The organism is Pseudovibrio flavus (genome assembly GCF_009711345.1).
In the GTDB taxonomy this organism is placed as follows: domain Bacteria; phylum Pseudomonadota; class Alphaproteobacteria; order Rhizobiales; family Stappiaceae; genus Pseudovibrio; species Pseudovibrio flavus.
In genome coordinates, this window is the sequence record NZ_SMMA01000066.1 from 15,111 (window position 1) to 35,587 (window position 20,477).

10 protein-coding genes are annotated in these 20,477 nt (G+C 52.1%); 5 read left to right on the plus strand and 5 right to left on the minus strand.

The genetic code is table 11. From position 1 onward, the window contains the following. Positions 1–738: 738 nt before the first annotated feature. From E1162_RS17090 to E1162_RS17100, 3 genes are read left to right on the plus strand one after another with little or no spacing between them, the layout of a single operon-like run. Complete coding sequence (locus tag E1162_RS17090; protein WP_306455049.1) at positions 739–1,401, plus strand: response regulator transcription factor; 663 nt, start codon at positions 739–741, stop codon at positions 1,399–1,401. 10 nt (positions 1,402–1,411) lie between these two features. Continuing rightward, on the plus strand, positions 1,412–2,809 hold the full coding sequence (locus E1162_RS17095; protein ID WP_155133876.1) for a sensor histidine kinase: 1,398 nt from the start codon (positions 1,412–1,414) through the stop codon (positions 2,807–2,809). Then, a complete protein-coding gene (locus E1162_RS17100; protein ID WP_155133879.1) occupies positions 2,797–3,834 on the plus strand; it encodes an ABC transporter substrate-binding protein in 1,038 nt (345 codons plus the stop codon). The genes E1162_RS17095 and E1162_RS17100 overlap by 13 nt, the downstream gene beginning before the upstream one ends. Positions 3,835–3,919: 85 nt before the next feature. Here the strand turns inward: E1162_RS17100 and iadA are convergent, their stop codons facing one another. The 5 genes from iadA to E1162_RS17125 form a co-directional block, all read right to left on the minus strand. Then, positions 3,920–5,083: a beta-aspartyl-peptidase gene (iadA, locus tag E1162_RS17105; protein WP_155133882.1), complete on the minus strand. Its 1,164-nt coding sequence runs from the start codon at positions 5,081–5,083 to the stop codon at positions 3,920–3,922. Positions 5,084–5,094: 11 nt separating this feature from the next. Continuing rightward, positions 5,095–5,958, minus strand: coding sequence for an ABC transporter permease (locus E1162_RS17110; protein ID WP_155133885.1), 864 nt, complete (start codon positions 5,956–5,958; stop codon positions 5,095–5,097). Then, positions 5,955–6,872, minus strand: a complete 918-nt coding sequence (locus tag E1162_RS17115; protein ID WP_155133888.1) for an ABC transporter permease — start codon at positions 6,870–6,872, stop codon at positions 5,955–5,957. Before E1162_RS17115 ends, E1162_RS17110 begins: the two co-directional genes overlap by 4 nt. 14 nt (positions 6,873–6,886) lie before the next feature. Further along, positions 6,887–8,395 carry an ABC transporter substrate-binding protein gene (locus tag E1162_RS17120; protein WP_155133891.1) on the minus strand — a complete coding sequence of 503 codons (1,509 nt, stop codon included), beginning with the start codon at positions 8,393–8,395 and terminating at the stop codon, positions 6,887–6,889. Positions 8,396–8,589: 194 nt separating this feature from the next. Further along, a complete protein-coding gene (locus tag E1162_RS17125; protein ID WP_371311999.1) occupies positions 8,590–10,446 on the minus strand; it encodes an ABC transporter ATP-binding protein in 1,857 nt (618 codons plus the stop codon). A gap of 931 nt (positions 10,447–11,377) precedes the next feature. Between E1162_RS17125 and E1162_RS17130 the strand changes: the two genes are divergently transcribed. Beyond that, complete coding sequence (locus E1162_RS17130; protein WP_155133894.1) at positions 11,378–12,808, plus strand: hypothetical protein; 1,431 nt, start codon at positions 11,378–11,380, stop codon at positions 12,806–12,808. A 486-nt stretch (positions 12,809–13,294) separates the two neighbouring features. Next, positions 13,295–20,470, plus strand: coding sequence for a CLIPPER-2 domain-containing protein (locus E1162_RS17135; RefSeq protein WP_155133897.1), 7,176 nt, complete (start codon positions 13,295–13,297; stop codon positions 20,468–20,470). The last annotated feature ends 7 nt before the right edge of the window (positions 20,471–20,477 follow it).

A 20,477-nucleotide genomic window follows, 5' to 3' on the forward strand; every position in this document is an offset into this window, starting at 1 on the left:
AAAGGAAAAACCGCTCCGCCCGAGGGGCGAAGCGGTTTCCTGGCGGGCCTTAGCCCCGGACACGAAGGTGACCTCTAACAAGGTTCACTCCTCGTCTTCGTGTCCAAGTGCAAGTCTTGGGAGAGGACTTGCTTGTGCTGAGTCTCGGGCTGCTCAGCAAAACTACGATAGGTGCGGCTGTATGTCGTAACTTGGGATGCAGAAACGGCTCTGTCACTTAGCGATTATGATTCGAATTGCAGGGTTCGTTATCGGCGTCTAAGTGCTTCGAGAGAGAAGTATGCCGGACGAGATGGCGACATTTGCGGGTGGGGTCATCTGTACGGGTTGTGTTAAACACAATATGTGCAGTTCCGCCATCGTCGTCCGGCATAAAGGTAGCCTGCCATCAAGGGTGGGTTTAGCCATCAATGCCGGCCTGTACTTTCGGCATATCCGGTCAAATCCACTACCTGTTATGACAGGCGTCATTGGGTTGCTTTCTTAATTTTTGAAAGCTCCAATTCTCTGAAATTTCTGCGATTTTCTCCAAGACTGTCATCCAAGAGATCCTTTGCTTAAATCCTCCCCCAAGGACCTTCTCTCGATCGACAGCTTAATTTCCGTCCTGCAATCCTTGATAAACGACAAAGCTGACTCTCTGTTGACAGCAACCTGACACCACGCTGACTCGTCGCAGTTTTTTACTCTTAAAAGTGGTGAGAAAAATGCGTTCTGCTATCATATGTTGTCATGAGGATGCTGCTAGTAGAAGACAACGACGACCTAGCCGAGACAATCGTAGAGCGGTTTAAAAGCGAAGGTCATGCGATAGATCGCGAAGCTTTGGGTGAGGAGGCATGTGACCTTCTGCGCCATAAAGAGTTCGACTTGGTGGTCCTTGATATCAATCTACCGGATCGCAGTGGCTTTGATGTTTTGAGAACCATACGGCAAAGGAACGATGCGACGCCCGTTCTCATCCTGTCGGCCCGCTCTGAAGTTGATGACCGGTTGATCGGGTTGGATGCGGGGGCAGACGACTATCTCACCAAACCCTTTGATTTCCGCGAGCTATCGGCCCGTTGCCGTGTGCTGGCAAGAAGGCAGGCGGGGGATGCTACGAACCAGTTCAAAGCGGGCAACTTTGTTTTCGACCGCCTAGCTAAGACCGCAAGCATTGATGGTGTGGACTGTGCCCTACGAAATAGGGAGGTGCAGCTACTGGAGGTATTTCTTGGCAACTTGGGCAGGGTGCTGACGAAGGAAGACCTAGCAGACAAGATCTACACTTTCGAAGAGGTACCAAGCCTCAATGCGGTTGAGCAGATGGTTACGCGGCTAAGGCGCAAGACTGACGGTTCGGCGTTCCAGATCAAGACCGTGCGGGGGCTGGGTTATATTGCGCACGTTACAGAATAGCAGAAGACCGGTGAAACAACGCTCGCTCCGTCGTCGCCTGCTCATCGGAATGGGCAGTGCCTTCGTCGTTATTCTCTCCATCATCTACATTGGTTTGTGGACCTACGCGAAAGAGAGCGCCAACCAGTCTTATGATCGTCTCTTAAAGAGTGCTGCGCTTTCCATTTTGGAGCGAAGCTTTGTTTCCCACGGCAAGCCCAGTGTAGATATTCCCTATTCCGCGATGGAGACACTTGGGCTCGCCCCCAATGACAGGGTGTTCTATCGTGTATTTACCGTTACTGGTGGCACGATAACAGGCAGTGATGATCTCCCGTTGCCTGATGATTATGAGCCGTCCTCGGAGCCAGAGTTTTTTGACCGGAGCTACTCTGGCGAGCCGATGCGCTTTATTGTGCAGGCGCGCTATTTGCGCGGCGCGGGGTATTCCGGTTGGGTTGTTGTGGAACTGGGGCAAACGCGATTGGCCCGCTCTGAGCTTGAGTTTGACCTCATACAAAATGGTCTTGGTGTTGCAACGCTTATCACCATCGTCGGTTTGATCTTTGTATGGTTTGGCATCAACAAAGCCCTGCATCCGCTGATTGGTATTGAAGCAGAACTGCGCCAGCGTGATACGACCGATCTGACACCGCTTAAGCCACAGTCGCCCAGAGAGGTTGCCAGTCTCATTGGTTCGATTAATGGCTTTATTGAACGTCTACGAAAGAGTCTGGATCATTCCCAAACCTTTATTGCTGATGTTGCGCACCAGACCAGAACATCACTCAGTACGCTGCAAGGGCAGTTGGAACTTGCGAGGGAGCAAGACAACCTGCCTGAGATGCGCGAACGCATTAGCCGCGTTGAGGATCAGACGAGGCGCACGATCCGCCTGACGAACCAGCTTATTTCCCATGCGATGGTCATTCACCGCGCCGATAATCAGGTGATGCAGGCGGTAGATCTTTGCCAGCTTGCAAAGGACGTTCTGGAACAAACACTGCGCGACTACATGGCGAGCAAGGTCGAATTCGAATTCTCGTGTGTGGGCGAAGAAGAAGAGGATCTGACGCCAATTTGGGGTGATCCGATAGCAATTCGAGAGGCTCTTCGAAACTTGCTGCACAACGCTGTTCAGCATGGTCCGGAGATCAACCACATCGAACTTAGAGTGGCTGCGGATAAGGGCTCTGTTAGCGTGTGCGTTGATGATGCGGGTGAGGGTATTCCGGAGGATATGCGCGCTGCTGCACTAGAGCGCTTCCGGTCACTTGGTGAGAGAAGGGCCAATTCGGGCTTGGGGCTGTCTATCGTTTCTGCAGTGGCGCAAACCCATGGTGCCGAGTTGGTTTTGACACAATCGCCTTTGGGCGGGCTTCGCGTTTCAATGCGCTTTAAAAAGGGAGCGGATGCATGCGTAGCCTAATCGCTTCTATCGCTGTGCTTGTGATGCTGACTGGCAGCGCTTCCGCTATCGACAGGAAAGCCCTACACATTCACAGCGCGACAGACACAGAGGCCTTTTTGCCGATTATAAAGGGCTTTGAGGCGCGTTACCCTGAATACGTTGTTGAGTACAGCGACTACAATACAAACGATCTCTACAAGCGCGTCACGTCCACCAAGGCGTCCTCTGAAGAGCCGATTGATATTGTTATCAGTCCTGCGATGGACCTACAGGTAAAGCTCGTCAACTCAGGCTTTGCGCTCAAGCTCAATATGGTGGGTTCTGAAGAGCTTCCGACGTGGGCGAAATGGCGTGATGAACTGTTCGGGTTTACGCTGGAACCTGCTGCGATTGTTTACAACAAAGAGGCGTTCAGGGAGATGGAGTTGCCAGAGACCCACTCCGATTTGGCCAGCATGATCCGCGATTATGGAGAGATGTTTGATCGGCGCATCGGCACCTATGATATCCGCAGTTCAGGTATCGGCTATCTGTTTGCAACGCAGGATGCCATTCAGGGGGCGCAGGCGTTCCGTCTAACAGAGAGTTTGGGGCGTGCTAGAGCGGGCCTATTCTGCTGTACCTCGACAATTGTCGAGAAAGTCGCACGGGGCGAGCTGATACTTGGCTATAACGTGATCGGCTCCTACGCCCTTGCTGCGGTGGAGAGCAATCCCGATGTGGGCATCCTGTTTTTGAAAGACTACACGCTGGCTATGTCACGCTCGGCGTTTGTTCATCACTCTTCCCAGAACAAGAAAGGTGCGCGGCTGTTTTTGGAGTTCTTGCTCTCAGGGCAGGGGCAGACAGTGCTTGCGCAAAACTCGGCCCTTTTGCCACGCCAGTACAGCACGGCGACCCGCTTTGCGCCCTATGCAGATACGACACCGCTTGTGCCTATCAAAATAGGACCAGCTCTGCTCACTTACCTTGATGGTTTGAAAAAGAGTAACTTTCTGGAGAACTGGGAAGCATCGATCAACTGGACAAATGCAGGGCCTTAATAGGCTGTTGGCTGATCCCGTTTGGATGCAAAAAAGGCGGCCCAATGAGCCGCCTTTTCATATCTCTTAGCCAAGAATCTAGATCTTATTCGAAAGTGCCTTTTACGACAGCTTCACCGTCTGCGACCATGATACGGCCTTTTGCGATCGTATCAGTCAGCATGAGGGTGGAGTTGTCGAGCAGAACAACGTCGCCGTCAAAGCCAGTTGCAAGGTGGCCCTTGCTTTCTTCAAGGCCCATCTGGTGTGCTGCGTTCGCGGTCACAGGAGCAAGCATCTGGGAAAGGGTGAGGCCTTTCTCAACACCACGACGCACTTCGATAAGAAGGCTGTCAGGGGTGCCTACGCCCATACCAACGATACGGGTACGATCTTCGTTCCAGCGAGGCATGGAGCCGCCAGCATCGGAAGAGAAGGTAAAGCGATTTGCAATGCCTTCCTCGATGCTGAGGCGGGTTGCTTCTGCGCAGGTCATCTTGCCACGGCTACCATCGTCGATGAGGACGCCGGTACCATCAATAAACGCACCCATCTTGGCCAGCTTTACAGCGGACGGCCAGATGTCTTCGCGGTTGATGTGGGTCGGCACAAAACGTTCTGGCTGGTAGTCGCTGATTTCGAGAATGTCGAAAACCTGATCGAGGCCTGCCTTACCGATGCCGGTGTGAACGGTGATGATACCCTTCTTTGCAGCGATCAGAGATGCAACACGCACTTCGCTAACCAGATGGCCGAGTTCCTCACGGGTGACGAACGGGCCGCGGTGGTCTGCGAGTGCCAGCTTCACACCGATTACTGGATCGATAAACGCGATATCGCGCTGTACAGAACCGGTAATGGTTGGAGATGGCAGGTGATAGGCACCGGTGATCATGCGGGCAGTGATGCCCTCTGCGTTGAACGCCATGGTCTTGGCATAGAGGCTCTCCACGTGGCGGGAGAGGGAGTCCGTGCCAAGAAGGCCAAGAGCGGTGGTTACGCCGTTCAGGGTCTGCTGGGTCAGTGTCAGCTCAGGGGTGCGAGTCTGGTAACCACCTTCGCCGCCGCCGCCGATAAAATGCTGATGGGTATCAACGAGGCCCGGAATAGCAATCTTTCCGGTGCCGTCGATAACCTCTACAGAGCCAACCAGACTTGCTGTATCAATTGCATCTTCAATAGCAATGATTTTGCCAGCAGCAATCAGGATGTCCTTCTTGCCCAGTGCCTCAGGAGCGAAAATGTCAGCGCCTTTTATGAGAAGCTGCATGAGATCAATCCTTACTTCGGATCCAGCGCAGCACGAAGGCCGTCGCCCAGAACGTTACAGCAAAGAACAGTCAGGAAGATGCACAGACCCGGATAGAGGGTGAGGTACATGTAACCGTCTACTGCGATGAAGTCGCGGCTGGAAGCAAGCATTGCGCCCCATTCAGGAGATGGAGGCTGCGCACCCATGCCGAGGAAGCTGAGGCTTGCTGCGGTTAGAACAGAGGTGCCAACACGCATGGTGAAGTAAACCAGAATACCGCCGATGGTGCTTGGCAGAATATGCACAAACATGATGCGGAAGTGGCTTGCGCCCATGGTGGTTGCTGCACGCACGTACTGGGAGTTCAGCACAGCCAAAGCAGAGCTTCGGGTAATACGGGCAAACGTTGGCGTACTGAAGATAGCAATCGCGATGATAACGTTCACGATACCGCCACCCAGCACTGCAACGATAGCAATTGCCAGCAGGAAGCTTGGGAATGCGAACAGTACGTCTGCTGCACGCATGATGATAGTGTCGAGCCAGCCGCCTTTATAGGCAGCCATAATACCCAGAACGCTGCCGAGCAACGCGCCGAAGGTTACAGAAAGGAAACCGACGGACAGGGAAATACGGGCGCCATAGACCAAACGCGTGAACAGGTCACGACCATAAAGGTCGGTGCCCACCCAGTTTTCAGCGGACGGAGGCATCAGGATCTTGTCATAGTCGAAGTCGTTCAGGCCCTGACTGAGGAAGAACGGGGCGAATATCGCCATCAACACCATGATAAGGAGAATTGAACCTGCCAGAATGGCGAGCTTTTCCCTTTTGAAACGTCTAAGGAAGAGCTCAAACGGCGATACAGATTGGGAAGTCGTCGTACTGCTCATTTCAGTCGGACCTGCGGGTTGATAACGGTATACAGCACGTCAACGATGAAGTTGATCATGACGAAGTGGAAGGAATAGAGGATCAGTAGGGTCTGTACGACTGGATAGTCGCGAGCCACTACGGATTCGATAAGCAGGGAACCAAGGCCCGGCAGACCGAAGATTGCTTCCGCAACGATGGAACCACTCAAAATGAAACCGATCTGAAGACCGATAACAGTGATGATAGGCAGCATCGCGTTACGCAGCGCGTGAACGTAAGTTACGTTGAAGCGCTTTACGCCTTTTGCGCGCGCGGTCTGGATGTAGTTTTCGGAAAGAACATCAAGAAACGCGGAGCGGGTGAAGCGAGCGATAATCGCGGTACCCATCATACCGATGGTGATTGCTGGCAGTGTGAGGTCAGCCCAGGACTGGAAACCAGTCGGGTTGAACCACTGTAGCTTCACCGCAAAAATCTGGATCAGAATGAGGCCCAGCCAGAACTCGGGCACCGAAATGCCCGAGACTGAAAAGATCATACAAGCCCGATCCAGAAATTTGGATTTGTGGGTTGCCGCAATGACGCCCAGAACAATCCCCGCAGGAATGAACCAAAGGCAAACGAGGGTTAGCTTGGCTGTCAGGACATAACGATCAGCCAGTACGTCGTAGACCGGGTCACCCGAAATCAACGAGTTGCCGAAGTCCAGCTGCAGCAGGTTCACAAGGAAGATGTAGAACTGCTGATGAAGGGGCAGATCGAGTCCGAGCTTCTGACGGATGATCTCCATTTCCTGGAGAGTCGCATCTTCACCGGCAAGCATGCGAACAGGGTCACCCGGTAGCATGTGCACAAAGAAGAACGCCAGAATAGCAATGACAAACATTACTCCCAACGTGCCGAGGAGACGCTTGAGAATATATTGCGGCATTATGGTGTTTTACCTTACTTAACCAGCTCTACGTCGCCGACGCTGATAGAACCATCTGGGAGGAAATCAACGCCTTTGAGGGCTTTGCTTTTACCAACGGTGCGGTAGTCAACGGTGGTGTAGATTACAGGAGCGTCGTTCCATGCGATCTCTTGGATCTGACCGTAGACTTCCTGTTTGCGAGCAGGGTCAAGAGTGATCTGACCTTCTGCAATCAGTTTGTCCAGCTCAGGGTTGGAATAGAGAGCGTAGTTGGAGCCAGCGCCGGTCTGGTAGATTGGACGCAGTGCCCAGTCAGCAGTACCGGTAGAGGAAGACCAGCCAGCATCAAAGATAACCGGGCGGGTTGGATCGTCCTTCAGAGTGTCGCCTGCTGCGTAGTGGGAAGCAGTGTCACGTGGGATGATTTCCAGCTCGATGTTGAGCGCTTCCAGCTGCTGCTGCATAAATTCAGCAGAACGCAGGGAAAGGGTGCTGTTTTTAGACCACAATACAGCCTTGAAACCGTCAGCGTAGCCAGCTTCTGCAAGCAGTGCCTTAGCTTTTTCAAGATCGTACTTGTAGCTTTCCTGCTCAGCGTAGGTTTCCAGATCGCTAGGGATCGGAGAAGTCATAGGAGCAGCGTCGCCGTTGTAAACAACCTTAGCGAATGCTTCTTTGTTGAATGCGTAGTTCAGAGCTTTACGAACGCGCACGTCAGAGAAGATTTCGTTCTGGGTGTTCAGGGAGTACCAGCGGCCAATGATGGTTGGTACACGAACGTTTTCAGCTTTCGGGCTAGCGTCGATCACCTTCTTCATAGCTGGAGCTACGGTGGAGATGAACTGTGCCTGACCGGACTGCAGCATTGCGAGCTGGGAGCCAGCTTCTGCAACGGTGCGGAACTCGATGCCGTCAACTTTTACAGGGCCGCGCCAGTAGTTTTCGTTAGCGGTGAATGCAACGGAGCTACCACGGGTCCATTTGTCAAATACGAAGCGACCGGTACCAACTGGGTTGGACTGGATGTCTTCACCATACTTTTCCAAAGCAGCAGGGCTGATCATGCCCTGAGATGGGTGAGTGATGGAGTTGATGAAGTTGTTGGATGGTTCCTTCAGAACAACTTCAAGCTTGTCGTCAGCAAGAACGTTGAACTCTTTCACGTTGGTGAGAAGAGACGCGCGACGCAGCTTGTGCTTGATTTCGTGTTCGAAGTTGTACTTTACAGCTTCAGCATTGAAATCAGTGCCGTCGTGGAACTTGATGCCTTTGTTCAAGGTGATGGTGTAGGTCTTGCCGTCTTCGCTGACTTCATAGCCAGTTGCGAGGTTCGGCTGGATTTCCATCTTGGTGTTGAACTTGAACAGGCCTTCGTATGCAGCACCTGCTACAGACATGTCCAATGTGATGGAGGCATTGTGCGGGTTGAGCGTGCGAACGGAGCTTTCGATCGCAATAACGACGTTAGTCTCTGCCATGGCTTGACCGGCGATGCCAGCGACCAGCGCGGTTGATAGAACCAGTGATTTCATAAGGTTCATTGTCAGTCCTTACTTTTAGATTTGTTACTCGCTCGCTGTCCCGTTCGCCAAAGTGAAACAGCACAGTCTGCGCGGTAGCTATGTCACCGTTCAACACACGTTGGACGTTCCGACATCACTCGAGAATTGCGTTCAAGGGTGAGAACGGTGGCACTACGGTTTTGGTTCTTGTTAGTTATTGGGCTTCCGGCCTGTCACTCCGTCGCTACTTTGTGGCTTGGAGAGATTTCTTTCATCAGAATTGGTGTCGGCGCTTCACCTACTGGGAAGACAGGATCCGGCACTTCATCGTTGATCAGTTCGAATGTTTTCTGCTGGCGGGTCGAGAAGTCGATCTGCGGGATCGCGGCAAGCAGCTTACGGGTGTAGCTGTGCTGCGTGTTCTCGAAGATGTCACGACGGTGGCCAACTTCCACGAGCTGGCCCTTGGTCATAACTGCAACGCGATGGCAAACGCGTTCGATAACCGCCATGTCGTGGGAAATGAAGATGAAGGAAACACCCAGATTGCGCTGAAGTTCCATCATCAGGTTAAGAACGGTTGCCTGTACCGACACGTCGAGAGCGGAAACGGACTCGTCCGCTACGATGATCTTCGGATTGGTGGTCAGCGCACGCGCGATGTTTACGCGCTGCAGCATGCCGCCGGAGAATTCGTGCGGGTAGTGACGGTAAAGGTCTGGCGCAATGCCTACCTGCTGGAGCAGTTCTTTTGCACGCTTTTGACGATCCGCTGCGCTCATGTCAGGGCAATGGATGATCAGCGGCTCTTCAACTGCGGCGCCAATGGTCATGCGCGGGTTCAAGGATGCCAGAGGATCCTGGAAGATGAAGGAGATATCCTTGCGAACCAGTTCACGCTGCTCAGGGGTCGGGTTCAGCAGGTCGATTTCACCATAGCGAACATCACCTTCTGCTTCGCCCAGCAAGCCAAGGATCGCGTTACCGATGGTGGACTTACCAGAACCGGACTCGCCCACGATGCCGAGGGTTTCGCCTTTGTGGAGGTCGAAGGAGACGTCGGATACAGCGTGGATCTGGTGGGTTACCTGACCAAAGAAGTTATGACGACGCGGGAAGATAACCTGAAGGTTGCGAACAGTCAGAAGCGGGTCTTCGTTATAGTCAACGGCGTGGCCGTCAATCTGTGCAACGTTGCCGCCCTTGCCAGCGAGCTCTTCTTCCATAGTCAAAACAGGGAAGGAGCGTGGCAGGTCGCTACCGGTCATTTCGCCAAGCTTTGGAGCTGCAGCGAGCAGGGCGCGAGTATAAGCGTGCTGAGGCGCGGTGAAGATCTGTTCCAGAGTGCCGGACTCGACCACTTCGCCTTTGTACATAACAGCAACGCGGTCTGCGATTTCGTAAACAACGCCCATGTCGTGGGTGATGAAGATCACGCCCATGTCCAGTTCTTTCTGCAGCTCTTTAATAAGCGCAAGAATCTGGGCCTGAATGGTTACGTCCAGTGCTGTGGTTGGTTCGTCTGCGATCAGCAGCTTTGGCTTACATGCAAGGGCCATCGCGATCATGACGCGCTGACGCATGCCGCCAGAAAGCTGGTGCGGATAAACGCCGAGAATTTTGCGACCACTTGGAACGCGAACAAGGTCCAAAAGGCGTCCAGCTTCTTCAAGCGACTCCTTCATGGATTTGTTCTGGTGAATGCGAATGGCTTCAGCGATCTGCTTGCCAACGGTCATCACCGGGTTAAGAGAGGTCATCGGGTCCTGGAAGATCATGGAGATCTGGTCACCACGGATTTCTTCCAGTTCGGTCTGCTTCATGCCTGCTAGGTCGATAGAGCCGGTGCTCTCTCCAGACTTGGAAGTCTTTCCTTTATGCAGCCAGATGGAACCATCTGTCGTGCCACGTTCCCCGAGCAATCCCATAATCGACTTGCTGAAGACCGACTTGCCCGAGCCGGATTCCCCAACGATGGCTAGAATCTCGTTATGAGCCATGCCAATGTTGATGTCTTTCAGCACGTGTTTGACGCCAAACATAGTGTTGAAACGTACATTTAGGTTGCGGGCTTCTAACAGTTCACTCACGCTACAATCCAAGCTTCATCCAAAACACGAAGCAGCCTGCTCATCAGCACCTTTGGAACTGAATGGATCGGGACATGTTGCCAATGGCACAGCGCATCCCGGGCACACCCCTCCCATGTCCGCTTTTGTTCCTGCAAAGACGAGGGAGTGAGCGAACCAAATCTATTCAACCAAAACCACAGAAGATCGGCTTCGCCTCTAAGCCGGGAAGCTATCAGAATTATAAATTTTTCATGAATAGAAATATTGCGTATATTGGGTGCCGAAACGCAAAAATATTGCTGTTCGTTGCGTTACCCGTAACTTTATTAACAGTACTACTACGTAATTTTGGTCGGTTTACTTTTGGTTTTCTCATGTTTTGCCATGAGAGCCTTCCCTTTCGGTAATTTCGAGGAAGGCAATATGTCCCAGTGTAATGCAATTGGACATAGTAAAGCGAAATTGGGAGAAACTGCCAGTTTTATGAGGGTTTAGAGAATTCTCGCCAAGATCACGTTTACGATAACCTCGGAATATTGCGAGTATAGATTTTGGCGTTTCTAGAGCTGCTGTAAGTTGATCTGTCGCTATTGCGAACAATTCTCTGATATATTGGAGATGCATTTGGTAGGGCCATTTCGCCTGTTGATATGTTCGTTTGGTGGCGGAAGCATGGCGCAAAATAGGGTGATGTCCTATTAGGGCGGCCTACGAAATGTCCGTTCAAGACGCTTGTTCCCGCTTGCCATGTCAGACAAAACTTTTGTCGATCCCGTTTAGGTAATGCGTTAACCGCGTATCCTCTTAACTCAGTCGTTTCCTAGCGATTTTAGAGTTTCTTTCCATTCTTCCTGTCTATCGATAGTCTAGATACTGGCGGTGCATGGGTTTTGTTAGAGAACTGTTGCCAGATGCTTCGCCCAATAAATAAGAGCAAAGGATCGGTAGAATGCGCTTCCCCAGTGTTCCTTGTCTTCGTTTGAATTTGTTGGCCTCTGTTGTTTGCGGGCTATCGCTTGCAACAGGCGTAGCAGCCTCAGAGCTGCCCCTGACAGTAACAACCGGTGCGGATGACGGTCCGGGATCTCTTCGTGAGGCGCTGGCTATTGCCTCTGAAAGCAGCAAAGCGCGGCCGATTTACGTTGTAACCAACGATGTAATCGAAATTGGAAGCACGCTTACTTACACAGGTGAGGTGCCGCTGGTTCTTTATGGCAGCGGTCAGACAATCCATAGCAAAGAGAACGTAACTTTGTTGGCACTTACTTCCGGAGCGGATCTCACCGCTTCAGACCTTCGGTTTGTAGGGCCGGGTGGCTTCTCTGTAATGAAGCGCGGCGATGCTGACGGGTCAGGCGGCAAAGGCATCTTCATTGATGTGCGGGACGACCAAACCGGCACGCTTTTCCTGAGACTGGATAGAGTGACAGTCACGGGCGTAGCCTATCACGGTATCCATGTGTCAGATTGTGACCTTGCCGACGCGTGCGGCGGCGGTAGCGGTGGTGGGGGCGATGGTGCCAGTGCGTCCATCGCGGTTCAAGCAAATGGCGTAGTTGTTGCCGATGTCGGGAACGGTGCGTTTGATGCAGATGGAATTCGTATTGATGAGAGGGGAGATGGCGGCATCTACTTTATCTCTCACGGCTCGTCGTTTCGAGATGTCGGCGCTGATGGCGTAGAGCTTGATGAAGGTGGAGCTGGCAGCGTGCTTGCCAGTGTTGTTGGCAACCAATTTGTAGACAATGGAGGCTACTGCGATCCTGTCGTTCTGCAGACGTACATGCCGCAAAAACTGATTGCAACATTTGACGACGGCAAGGCGACTGATGCCGATGTGCCAGCCGATATTACCGGCTCGCCTGATGATGACTGCTTCGAAAAGAAAGTAGAGACCTATCCGTCTGGCTCTATCAAGTCCTATGAAATCTCAATCGACTTGGATGACGGCATTGATATCGATGAAGCGGGAGAGGGGAACCTTACCCTTCATATGAACGGAGCCGACGTACTTTCCAATCTTGATGAAGGGGTTGATGTTGGCGAGGAAGATGATGGTAGCCTTGCCATCAACGTTGTTCGCTCAACGGTAAACAACAACAAAGACGACGGCATCCGCGCACAAGAGTCAGGTGCAGGTGATCTTTTTGCTCTTGTTCAGGACGTGACAGCTCAGAGCAACGGCAGATATGGCGCTCGGTACGACCATGAAGGGGATGGAACCTTCTCAATCCAAGTCAGTGATACGGAAACGGCTGATAACGGAGAAGCCGGAATTCGGGCCTCCCAAACAGGCGGTGCTAAGGGAACGCTTACTGTTTCAGGCTCCAACATTGAAAACGGCATTGATGCCCGCAACGTAACTGTGACCGAGCAGTAATTGGTAAATGCCATTTACCCCTAGGGAAAGAGGGTGGTTAAGGGCCTGTCCTAGTTTCGGGCGGCCCCTTACTGTTTCTTGACAATTAGTCGAGGCAAACAAATTTCTTTGCTCATCAAATTAGGTCCCAGAGGCGCATATTGTGCGCTTTTTGTTGTGCCTTCGGTTGTAAAAGGTCGCAAACCCGCAGGGTAGAAGTTAATCAATCACTACTTTCATGCTGAAAAGGTAAGTATTAACAGAAGGTTAGTATCCCCGCCTTTCCGTTAACTATGTATTTTAACTAACATTAAAAATTGATAGGTAGTTTTTGTTATTTTTATCAATTTTCAAAAAGTGGAACTGGCAGCGATCTTTTCATCTTCCTACCCTGTTTAGTTAGAAAGCAGTTGTTCTGTCTTCTTGATTAGGCGCCAAGTATCGCGTTCTGCCTTCAAGACAAAAATTATCGGGAGTGTTTAGGTCCTGTCGTCTCTAGGGGGTGGCATGGGCGCGTTTGGTGCGGGCAAATCCAGCGGTTTTTCTTCTCGGGCAATTACGTCTGAGTGTCGTTGGAGAGGTCTTGCTCGAAAGCTCTTAGTTGGGTTTACGTTGTCGGCGGGTTTGCTGGGCGCTCCCGTTGTCGGGTACGCATCCCAGTACGATTGGGTGCTGGATGTATCCGATGCTGGTGGCGATCCATCTGCATCTGGCGACTACGTCTCTTACGCGGTTACCATCACCAACTCTGCTGATGAGTTGAACCCGCTCGCGTCTCCCGCGACATCCCTGATCATCGATGTTCCGGATAATACGTTGCTGAGCGAAGTAACGACGCTCACCTGTGATCAGGCTCTTCCCGTTGATGGTCCAAGCACTGTTACATGTACAGTTCCAGCGCTAGATATCGATGGAACTGTTTCTTTCGCGGTGATCTTGCGAACGAAGGCCGAGGGCGTAATCGAGCTTAAGGCTCGCATTCCTGACACCAATGACACCAATCCGGTCAATAACAGCGTAGCTGAGACGACAACTATTACACCGGGCCCGGGCATTCCTGATGTGCCACCGCCACCGGGTGATACCGATGTTGCTCTTAGTGTGACCGGCCCTGCAACAGCAGCGTCGGGTTCTGTCGTTTCTTATAGCTTCACGGTCACGAACAATGGACCGGATACGTTGTCCGGTGCCTATATCGATATTCCGGCGATCACTGGCTTTAGAGTTACAAGTTGCGGATCCAATGGTTCTGGTGGTTACCGCTGTCCTGTTAGTGGTTCGGTTGTTTCAGGGGCAAATACGCAAGTGAACGTGACTGGGAAGGTCACTTTGCCAAGTGGCCCTTCTGCAGACTTTACTGTGGCCGGTACCGTTGGTGTTACATCCACCGTTGATAGCGTTGCTTCCAACAACACTGCCAGTCAGCTCACAAGTGTGACTGCGGGCAGCGATGTCTATGTGTCTATGTCCAACTCTGCGGGTAACTTGGCACTTGTTGGTGATACGGAAAATGTGACAATCAACGCAGGCTTTACAGGTGATGTGCCTCAAGGCCTATCGTTCAGCACGACCATTGCTCCCGAGTACACGATCACAAATACCCGAAGCATAAGTGGTGACTGGACCTGTAACGTTGCTGGTCAAGTCATTTCATGCAGTCGGCCGTCAAATGCATTGACTGCGGGCGAGGCGGTATCACTGGGTTCTGTCGTTGTAGATGTGAGCGTAAATGCAGCAGGCACCGATGTTCAAAACTCTGTTGCGATTACTTCCACCAGTCCAACTGACCCAGACCTTTCAAACAACACAGATACGGACGCGCTGAGAACTACAGAGGTTCCTATTGTAACCCTTGGCCTTAGCAAAAGTGGTCCTAACCCAGCATTGATGGTCGTTGGCAACGACTACAACTTCTCATTAGACTTCACAAATAACGGGAACACGCGGCTTTTTGGGGAAGTAACCCTCACAGACTCTCTTCCTGATGGGCTGACGTATACAGGCTATTCCGGTGCGGGTTGGACATGTCCGGCGGCGCCAATTGTCGGCCCCGCGCCTGTTGTTTGTACGCGAAACTATGACGAAGGCGCGAACGAGTTCCTTGCTCCGGGCGATACTACACCGGCTTTGGTTCTGGAGACACGTGCTGTTAGTCCGGGCGTTCGAGTAAACCAAGGCGATGTTGTTGCAACGCGTTGGCCTGACGGTGGTGGAACTGCCTCTTACGGTTTTGAGATTTTCGATGTCCCAGCCTCTGCTGACGTAACTATCTCCAAAACTGCGGTCAGCAATCCCGTCATTATTGGTGATAGCCAAACCTTTAATATCGAAGTGATCAACGCCGGTCCCGATACATCGAGCGATGTACGGGTGACGGATAACCTTACGGACCTTCTCAATGGTTTGACTGGTCCAACGGATGCTGGTTTCATTGGTTATTCGGTCAGTAAAAATGCGGCCGCTACCAGCACTTTTACCTGTACTGTAACGCCCAATGGCCGTAGTCAGGGGCTTGTTTGTAACATTGATAGCCTGCCGGTATGTACGGCAGGGACTGATTGTCCGATTATTACGGTCAATACACGTCCGGGTGCCGGAGTGAGCGATGGCGTTGCTTTGAGCAACACAGCCAACATCATTTCCCTTGGGGTCGGCGACCCTGATCTCAACAATGGCTCTTCAACTGCAAACTACAATGTTGTTAAGCGCACCGATGTTACGGTTTCTCTGTCTGCTAGCCGCGACCCAGCGATTGCGGGCCAGAACCTCGCGTACACAGTTACTGCTCAAAACCCGAGCAATGCGCGCTATTTGAGCTATGCGCAGAATACGATTGTAACAACAACGCTACCGAGCGATGTCGTATTCGTATCTGCATCTCCAAGCTCTGGAACCTGTACAACGGTGCCTGTAGCTGGTGCTGTTATCTCTGCTGCAAACAACCAGATTGTTTGTGATCTGGGTGAGGTGGCCACGGGTGGATCCAAGCGCGTAAACATTCTGGTTAAGCCACTGGAAAGTTTGCGCGGCGGTGTAATGGCAGCTTCCGCAAGTGTTACGACAACAACCCCAGAGCTGGATGCTACGAATAATTCAGCAGCATTGAATGTGAATGTTGCGTCTCCGGCCTTCGATATTTTGATCAACAATATCGATGATGTTGACCCGATCGATATCGGTTCGGACATGAACTACACGGTTACAGCCCGCAACCTCGGCCCGTCTTTTGCCGAGAACGTCACCGTCAACTATGCGATGCCAACAGCACTGTTGACCTACCAGTCTCATGTGGCCGCTGGTGGTACTTGTGGAACTGTTCCTGCAATTGGTTCTGTCGGCGGTACGCTGAGCTGTACTTTCCCTCGCATTGATGCCGGTCAGGAGCAGGTGATTATCATCACCGCCCGCGCAATCGAAAAGGGTTCCGCTCAGACCAACGCCTCTTTGAGTTCGGTCGCCATTGGTGAAGGGGCAGATAGTCAGCCGCTTAACAATACCGAGGATGAGCATACTACGGTTCGAACCCGTGCAGACGTTGAACTGGTTAGCAAGGTCGTTGACAAGTCTGAAGTAGAACTTCGTGAAGCGTTTAACTACACGATTACAGTTCGCAACAACACCGGTGCGGACCTGCGTGAAGCTGACGACGTTGAGGTAACTGATAGCTTGCCGACGGGGATGGTTTTGACCGGAACCCCTACTGTGGCGGTTGTTACTGGCACGATCTCTCAAAGCACTTGTACGAATGCAGCAAATAACCGCTCGTTCTCATGTACGCTCGGAACGCTATCAAGTGGTGGTCAGGCCACGATCACAGTTCCTGTGAATGTGACTAGTGCTGCTTCCTACCCTGTTACGCTCACCAATACCGCCCAAATCATTACCAGCTCTCGTGACATGAACGAGGGTAATAACAATGGCTCTGGTCCGGTTGATGTTGTCGATTCCAGCATTTCAGGACAAGTCTATTACGACTTCAACAACAATGGTCTTCAGGAGGCGGTAGACACAGGCGTTGAAGGGCTTGAGTTGACGCTTACCGGTACTGCCTATGATGGCGTCGTGGTCAATATGACTACCACAACTGCAGCAGACGGCACGTACACGTTTGACGGTCTGCAAAGTGGTACCTATGCAATTACCCGAGGCTCCACCACGGAAGGCTATCTGCTTGATGGTTCCAGCTTTGTAGGAACATCGGGGGGCACACAAGTATCTCCGACCGAGGTCAATACGATTGGTCTGGCTAAGAAAATAGATGCCACCGCCTATGACTTCTCTGTAATTCCTCAGGCCCGTGTTGGTTTGGCGCAGCGCGTTTCTGCTGCCCCAACAATCAACGCGGACGGTTCGTTTACTGCGACATTCTCCTATGTCGTCGAGAACTTTTCTCCCGACCCTCTTATGAATGTTGAAGTAACCGAGACTTTGAGCGGCGCAGCGCCAAGCTTGGGTAGTTTCGTTTCTTTGCCTGCATCGGTGACAGAGGGCACTTATTCGATTGTGTCTGCGCCAAGCGGAACCTGTAACGGACTTAATGCAAGCTTTAACGGAGATACCGTTAGCTCTCTGATTAGCAGTGGCACGTTAGCGGCAAACAGCTCCTGTACAATCTCTGTTCAGGTTAAAGTGATGCCGGTGAAGCCTTCGGCACCTGTATCCCTGCCCCATAACTTCACCTTCCAGACGCAGTCACGTGTAACTGCTCAGGGTAACTATACCGGTCAGATCGATGCCAACTACTCCTTACTGGAGGACTTGAGTGACGACGGCTCTAACCCAGACCCTAATGGAAACGGATTTGCGGAAGATGCCGGAGAAAACGACCCGACAGTTTTCTCACCTACCTATGATCCTCAAGTACGTCTGGTAAAAACCGCTGATACCTCTGCATTGTCTAATCCGGTGCAGCCGGGTGAAATCATCACCTACAACTACGCAATCACCAACACGGGCAACCTTAATCTGTCGGCCGTCGAACTCGTAGATTTGATGGATGGTTTGAATCTCGGCGGTTTACCGATTCCTTTATTGGCTCCCGGGCAAACAGATAGAGTCGCCTACAGCGGTACCTACGCGGTTACACAGGACGATATCGATACTGGCTACGTTGAAAACACTGCGACTGTCTCCGGTACCGATCCATTTGCTGCGGTTGTTTCGGATGTATCGGGCACAGCAACAGATAACGACACCATAACGTCTGCTGCTCTTGCTCAAGATCGTTCGATTGCGCTTATCAAGACTGCTGATGCATCTTTGGTGAATAATCCGGCGCAGGTGGGAGATCAGATTTCCTACAGCTTCACGGTCACCAACACCGGTAATATCAATCTTTCAAACGTATTTATCACCGATGCCTTGCCAGATATCGCGTTAAGCGGGGGACCGCTTGCGGCACTGGCGCCGGGTGAAACGGATACTTCCACGTTTACGGCGACCTACATTCTCAAGCAGTCCGACCTCGACAACGCCAAGGTCGAGAACACGGCCACTGTCACAGGAACGGCGCGCGTTGGTGGAACGGTTACAGATACGTCCGGTACGACTGTGACGAATGATGACCCAACGGTTGTTCCTCTCGCTATTGCTCCGTCGATTGATCTTGTTAAAACCGCAGATACCTCTGCTCTTTCCAAGGATATTGGCAAGGTTGGGGAGATGATTTCCTACAGCTTTGCGGTGACCAACACTGGTACTGTGACGCTCACAAACGTGACGCTTACAGATGCCTTAGCTGGCGTGAACCTTAGCGGCGGGCCGATTGCGAGCCTTGCGCCAGGTGCGACTGACACATCCACCTACACCGCGACCTATAATCTTGTAGCGGCAGATATTGTTCGCGAGGATGTCGAGAACAACGCGAGCGTTTCTGGTCAATATGGTGTCGATGGAGGCGGCAGTCCGCTGCTCGTTAATGACAGTGACCGAGTTGTAACCACTATCGTGTTTATTGAGGCGGTAGCAGAGGTATTCCCTCCGTTTACGACGGATGGTGGAACGACAACGTCAATGCTGGCATCTGACCGGTTCGGAACGCTGCCTGCCACTCTGGCTGATGTCATTCTTACCGTGGAAGCGAGTGATCCAGAACTCACTCTGGATACCAACACAGCGCTGATTACACTGGCTCCGGGTAATCCGTCGGGCGAATATCAGGTGACCTACAAGATTTGTCGCCGTGATAACCCGACAGCTTGTGATACCGCGACCGAGACAGTGGTTCAGGGTGCTATCGACGGTATTGAAGCAACTAAGACGCAGATGTTCTCCGACGAGGGGGATGGCCTTGACGGTGTTGGCGATACCATCACCTACACAATCGCGGTTCAAAACACCGGTAACACAACTCTGTCCGGCGTTTCGTTGGCCGATACATTCCTGACCCTTGATACTGCAACTCCAATTACGCTCGATAGCGGCCCTACCTTCGTATCTGCCGATACTGGATCTTTGGAAGGAGATCTTCTGCCGGGAGAGATTGCGAACTACGAAGCGCGATTTGTTCTGACTGTTGAGGCGGTTGATGGAGGCGGGCTCTCCAATCAGGTAGAGGCCTCTGGTTTGCCGGTATATCCGGCAGGCGTCCCGGGAACTCCAGAGCCGATCAGTGACCTTTCTGATGACGGCGATGATACAGACGGCAATGTGGTCGATGATCCAACCGTTTATCCTCTTGAGCCGTTGATGATCCAGCAGGCACTACGCCTCACCAAAACGACCTCTAGACAAGTCGTGGAGCGCGGAACTGTTGTTCCATACACGATCACGATCACCAACGACTATGCCCGAACAATGGGGCCGATGAACCTGCTGGATATTCTGCCTGCAGACTTCGTTTATGTCGTTGATACAGCCAGTGTCGATGGAGCGCCGACTTCGGTAGAGGTGATCGGTAATACCGTAAAACTGCCAGACCTCTACATCTCGCCATTTGCAACCATTACCGCCAAGCTTTCAGCAAGGATTTTGGTTTCAGCGGATGTGGGAGATCACGTCAACCGAGCGCGTTTGCGAGACAGCGTAACCGGTCAACTTCTGGCACCTGAAGCCTCTGCCACGGTTACGATTATTCCGGAGCCAGTATTTGACTGCGGCGATGTCTACGGCAAGGTGTTCAACGATCTCAACCGCGATGGCTATCAGAATAAGCCGGAAAATGGTGTGGTTGAGAACGGTATTCCGTCGGCCCGTGTAACGGGTGTTGATGGAACAATCATCACGACAGACGAATACGGACGCTTCCATGTGCCTTGCGCAATGCTTCCGAAGGACCGTGGTTCCAACTTTATTCTCAAGCTGGATCATCGCTCCTTGCCAGCAGGCTATCGTCTCACGACAGAAAACCCGCGTGTGGTGCGCCTAACTCCGGGCAAGATGACAGAGTTGAACTTCGGCGCAACTCTGCCTCGGGTGGTGCGCATCGACTTGAGTGAAAGTGGCTTCAATGATGGCTTCCTGAAGCCAGAGTTCGAAGAAGCGCTCGATAATCTTGTCCTGCAGATCAACAGTGAGCCAGTTCACCTGAACCTCGTTTTCCATCTTCCTGAAAAAGCTTCGCGGCCTACACGCCAAGCCGCTTTCAAGAAGATGAAACAGGTTGAACTGCGCATTCGCGATCAGTGGTCCGAGCGACCGCAGGATGAGCTGACCTTCGACAAAAACATTATTCACTTCAATTGATTGCGGT

Bases quoted from the DNA above. Each gene is read 5' to 3' on its own strand.
- E1162_RS17090 (WP_306455049.1), top strand. From the start codon at position 739: ATGCTGCTAGTAGAAGACAACGACGACCTAGCCGAGACAATCGTAGAG.
- E1162_RS17100 (WP_155133879.1), top strand. From the start codon at position 2,797: ATGCGTAGCCTAATCGCTTCTATCGCTGTGCTTGTGATGCTGACTGGC.
- iadA (WP_155133882.1), bottom strand. From the start codon at position 5,083: ATGCAGCTTCTCATAAAAGGCGCTGACATTTTCGCTCCTGAGGCACTG.
- E1162_RS17110 (WP_155133885.1), bottom strand. From the start codon at position 5,958: ATGAGCAGTACGACGACTTCCCAATCTGTATCGCCGTTTGAGCTCTTC.
- E1162_RS17115 (WP_155133888.1), bottom strand. From the start codon at position 6,872: ATGCCGCAATATATTCTCAAGCGTCTCCTCGGCACGTTGGGAGTAATG.
- E1162_RS17120 (WP_155133891.1), bottom strand. From the start codon at position 8,395: ATGAACCTTATGAAATCACTGGTTCTATCAACCGCGCTGGTCGCTGGC.
- E1162_RS17130 (WP_155133894.1), top strand. From the start codon at position 11,378: ATGCGCTTCCCCAGTGTTCCTTGTCTTCGTTTGAATTTGTTGGCCTCT.
- E1162_RS17135 (WP_155133897.1), top strand. From the start codon at position 13,295: ATGGGCGCGTTTGGTGCGGGCAAATCCAGCGGTTTTTCTTCTCGGGCA.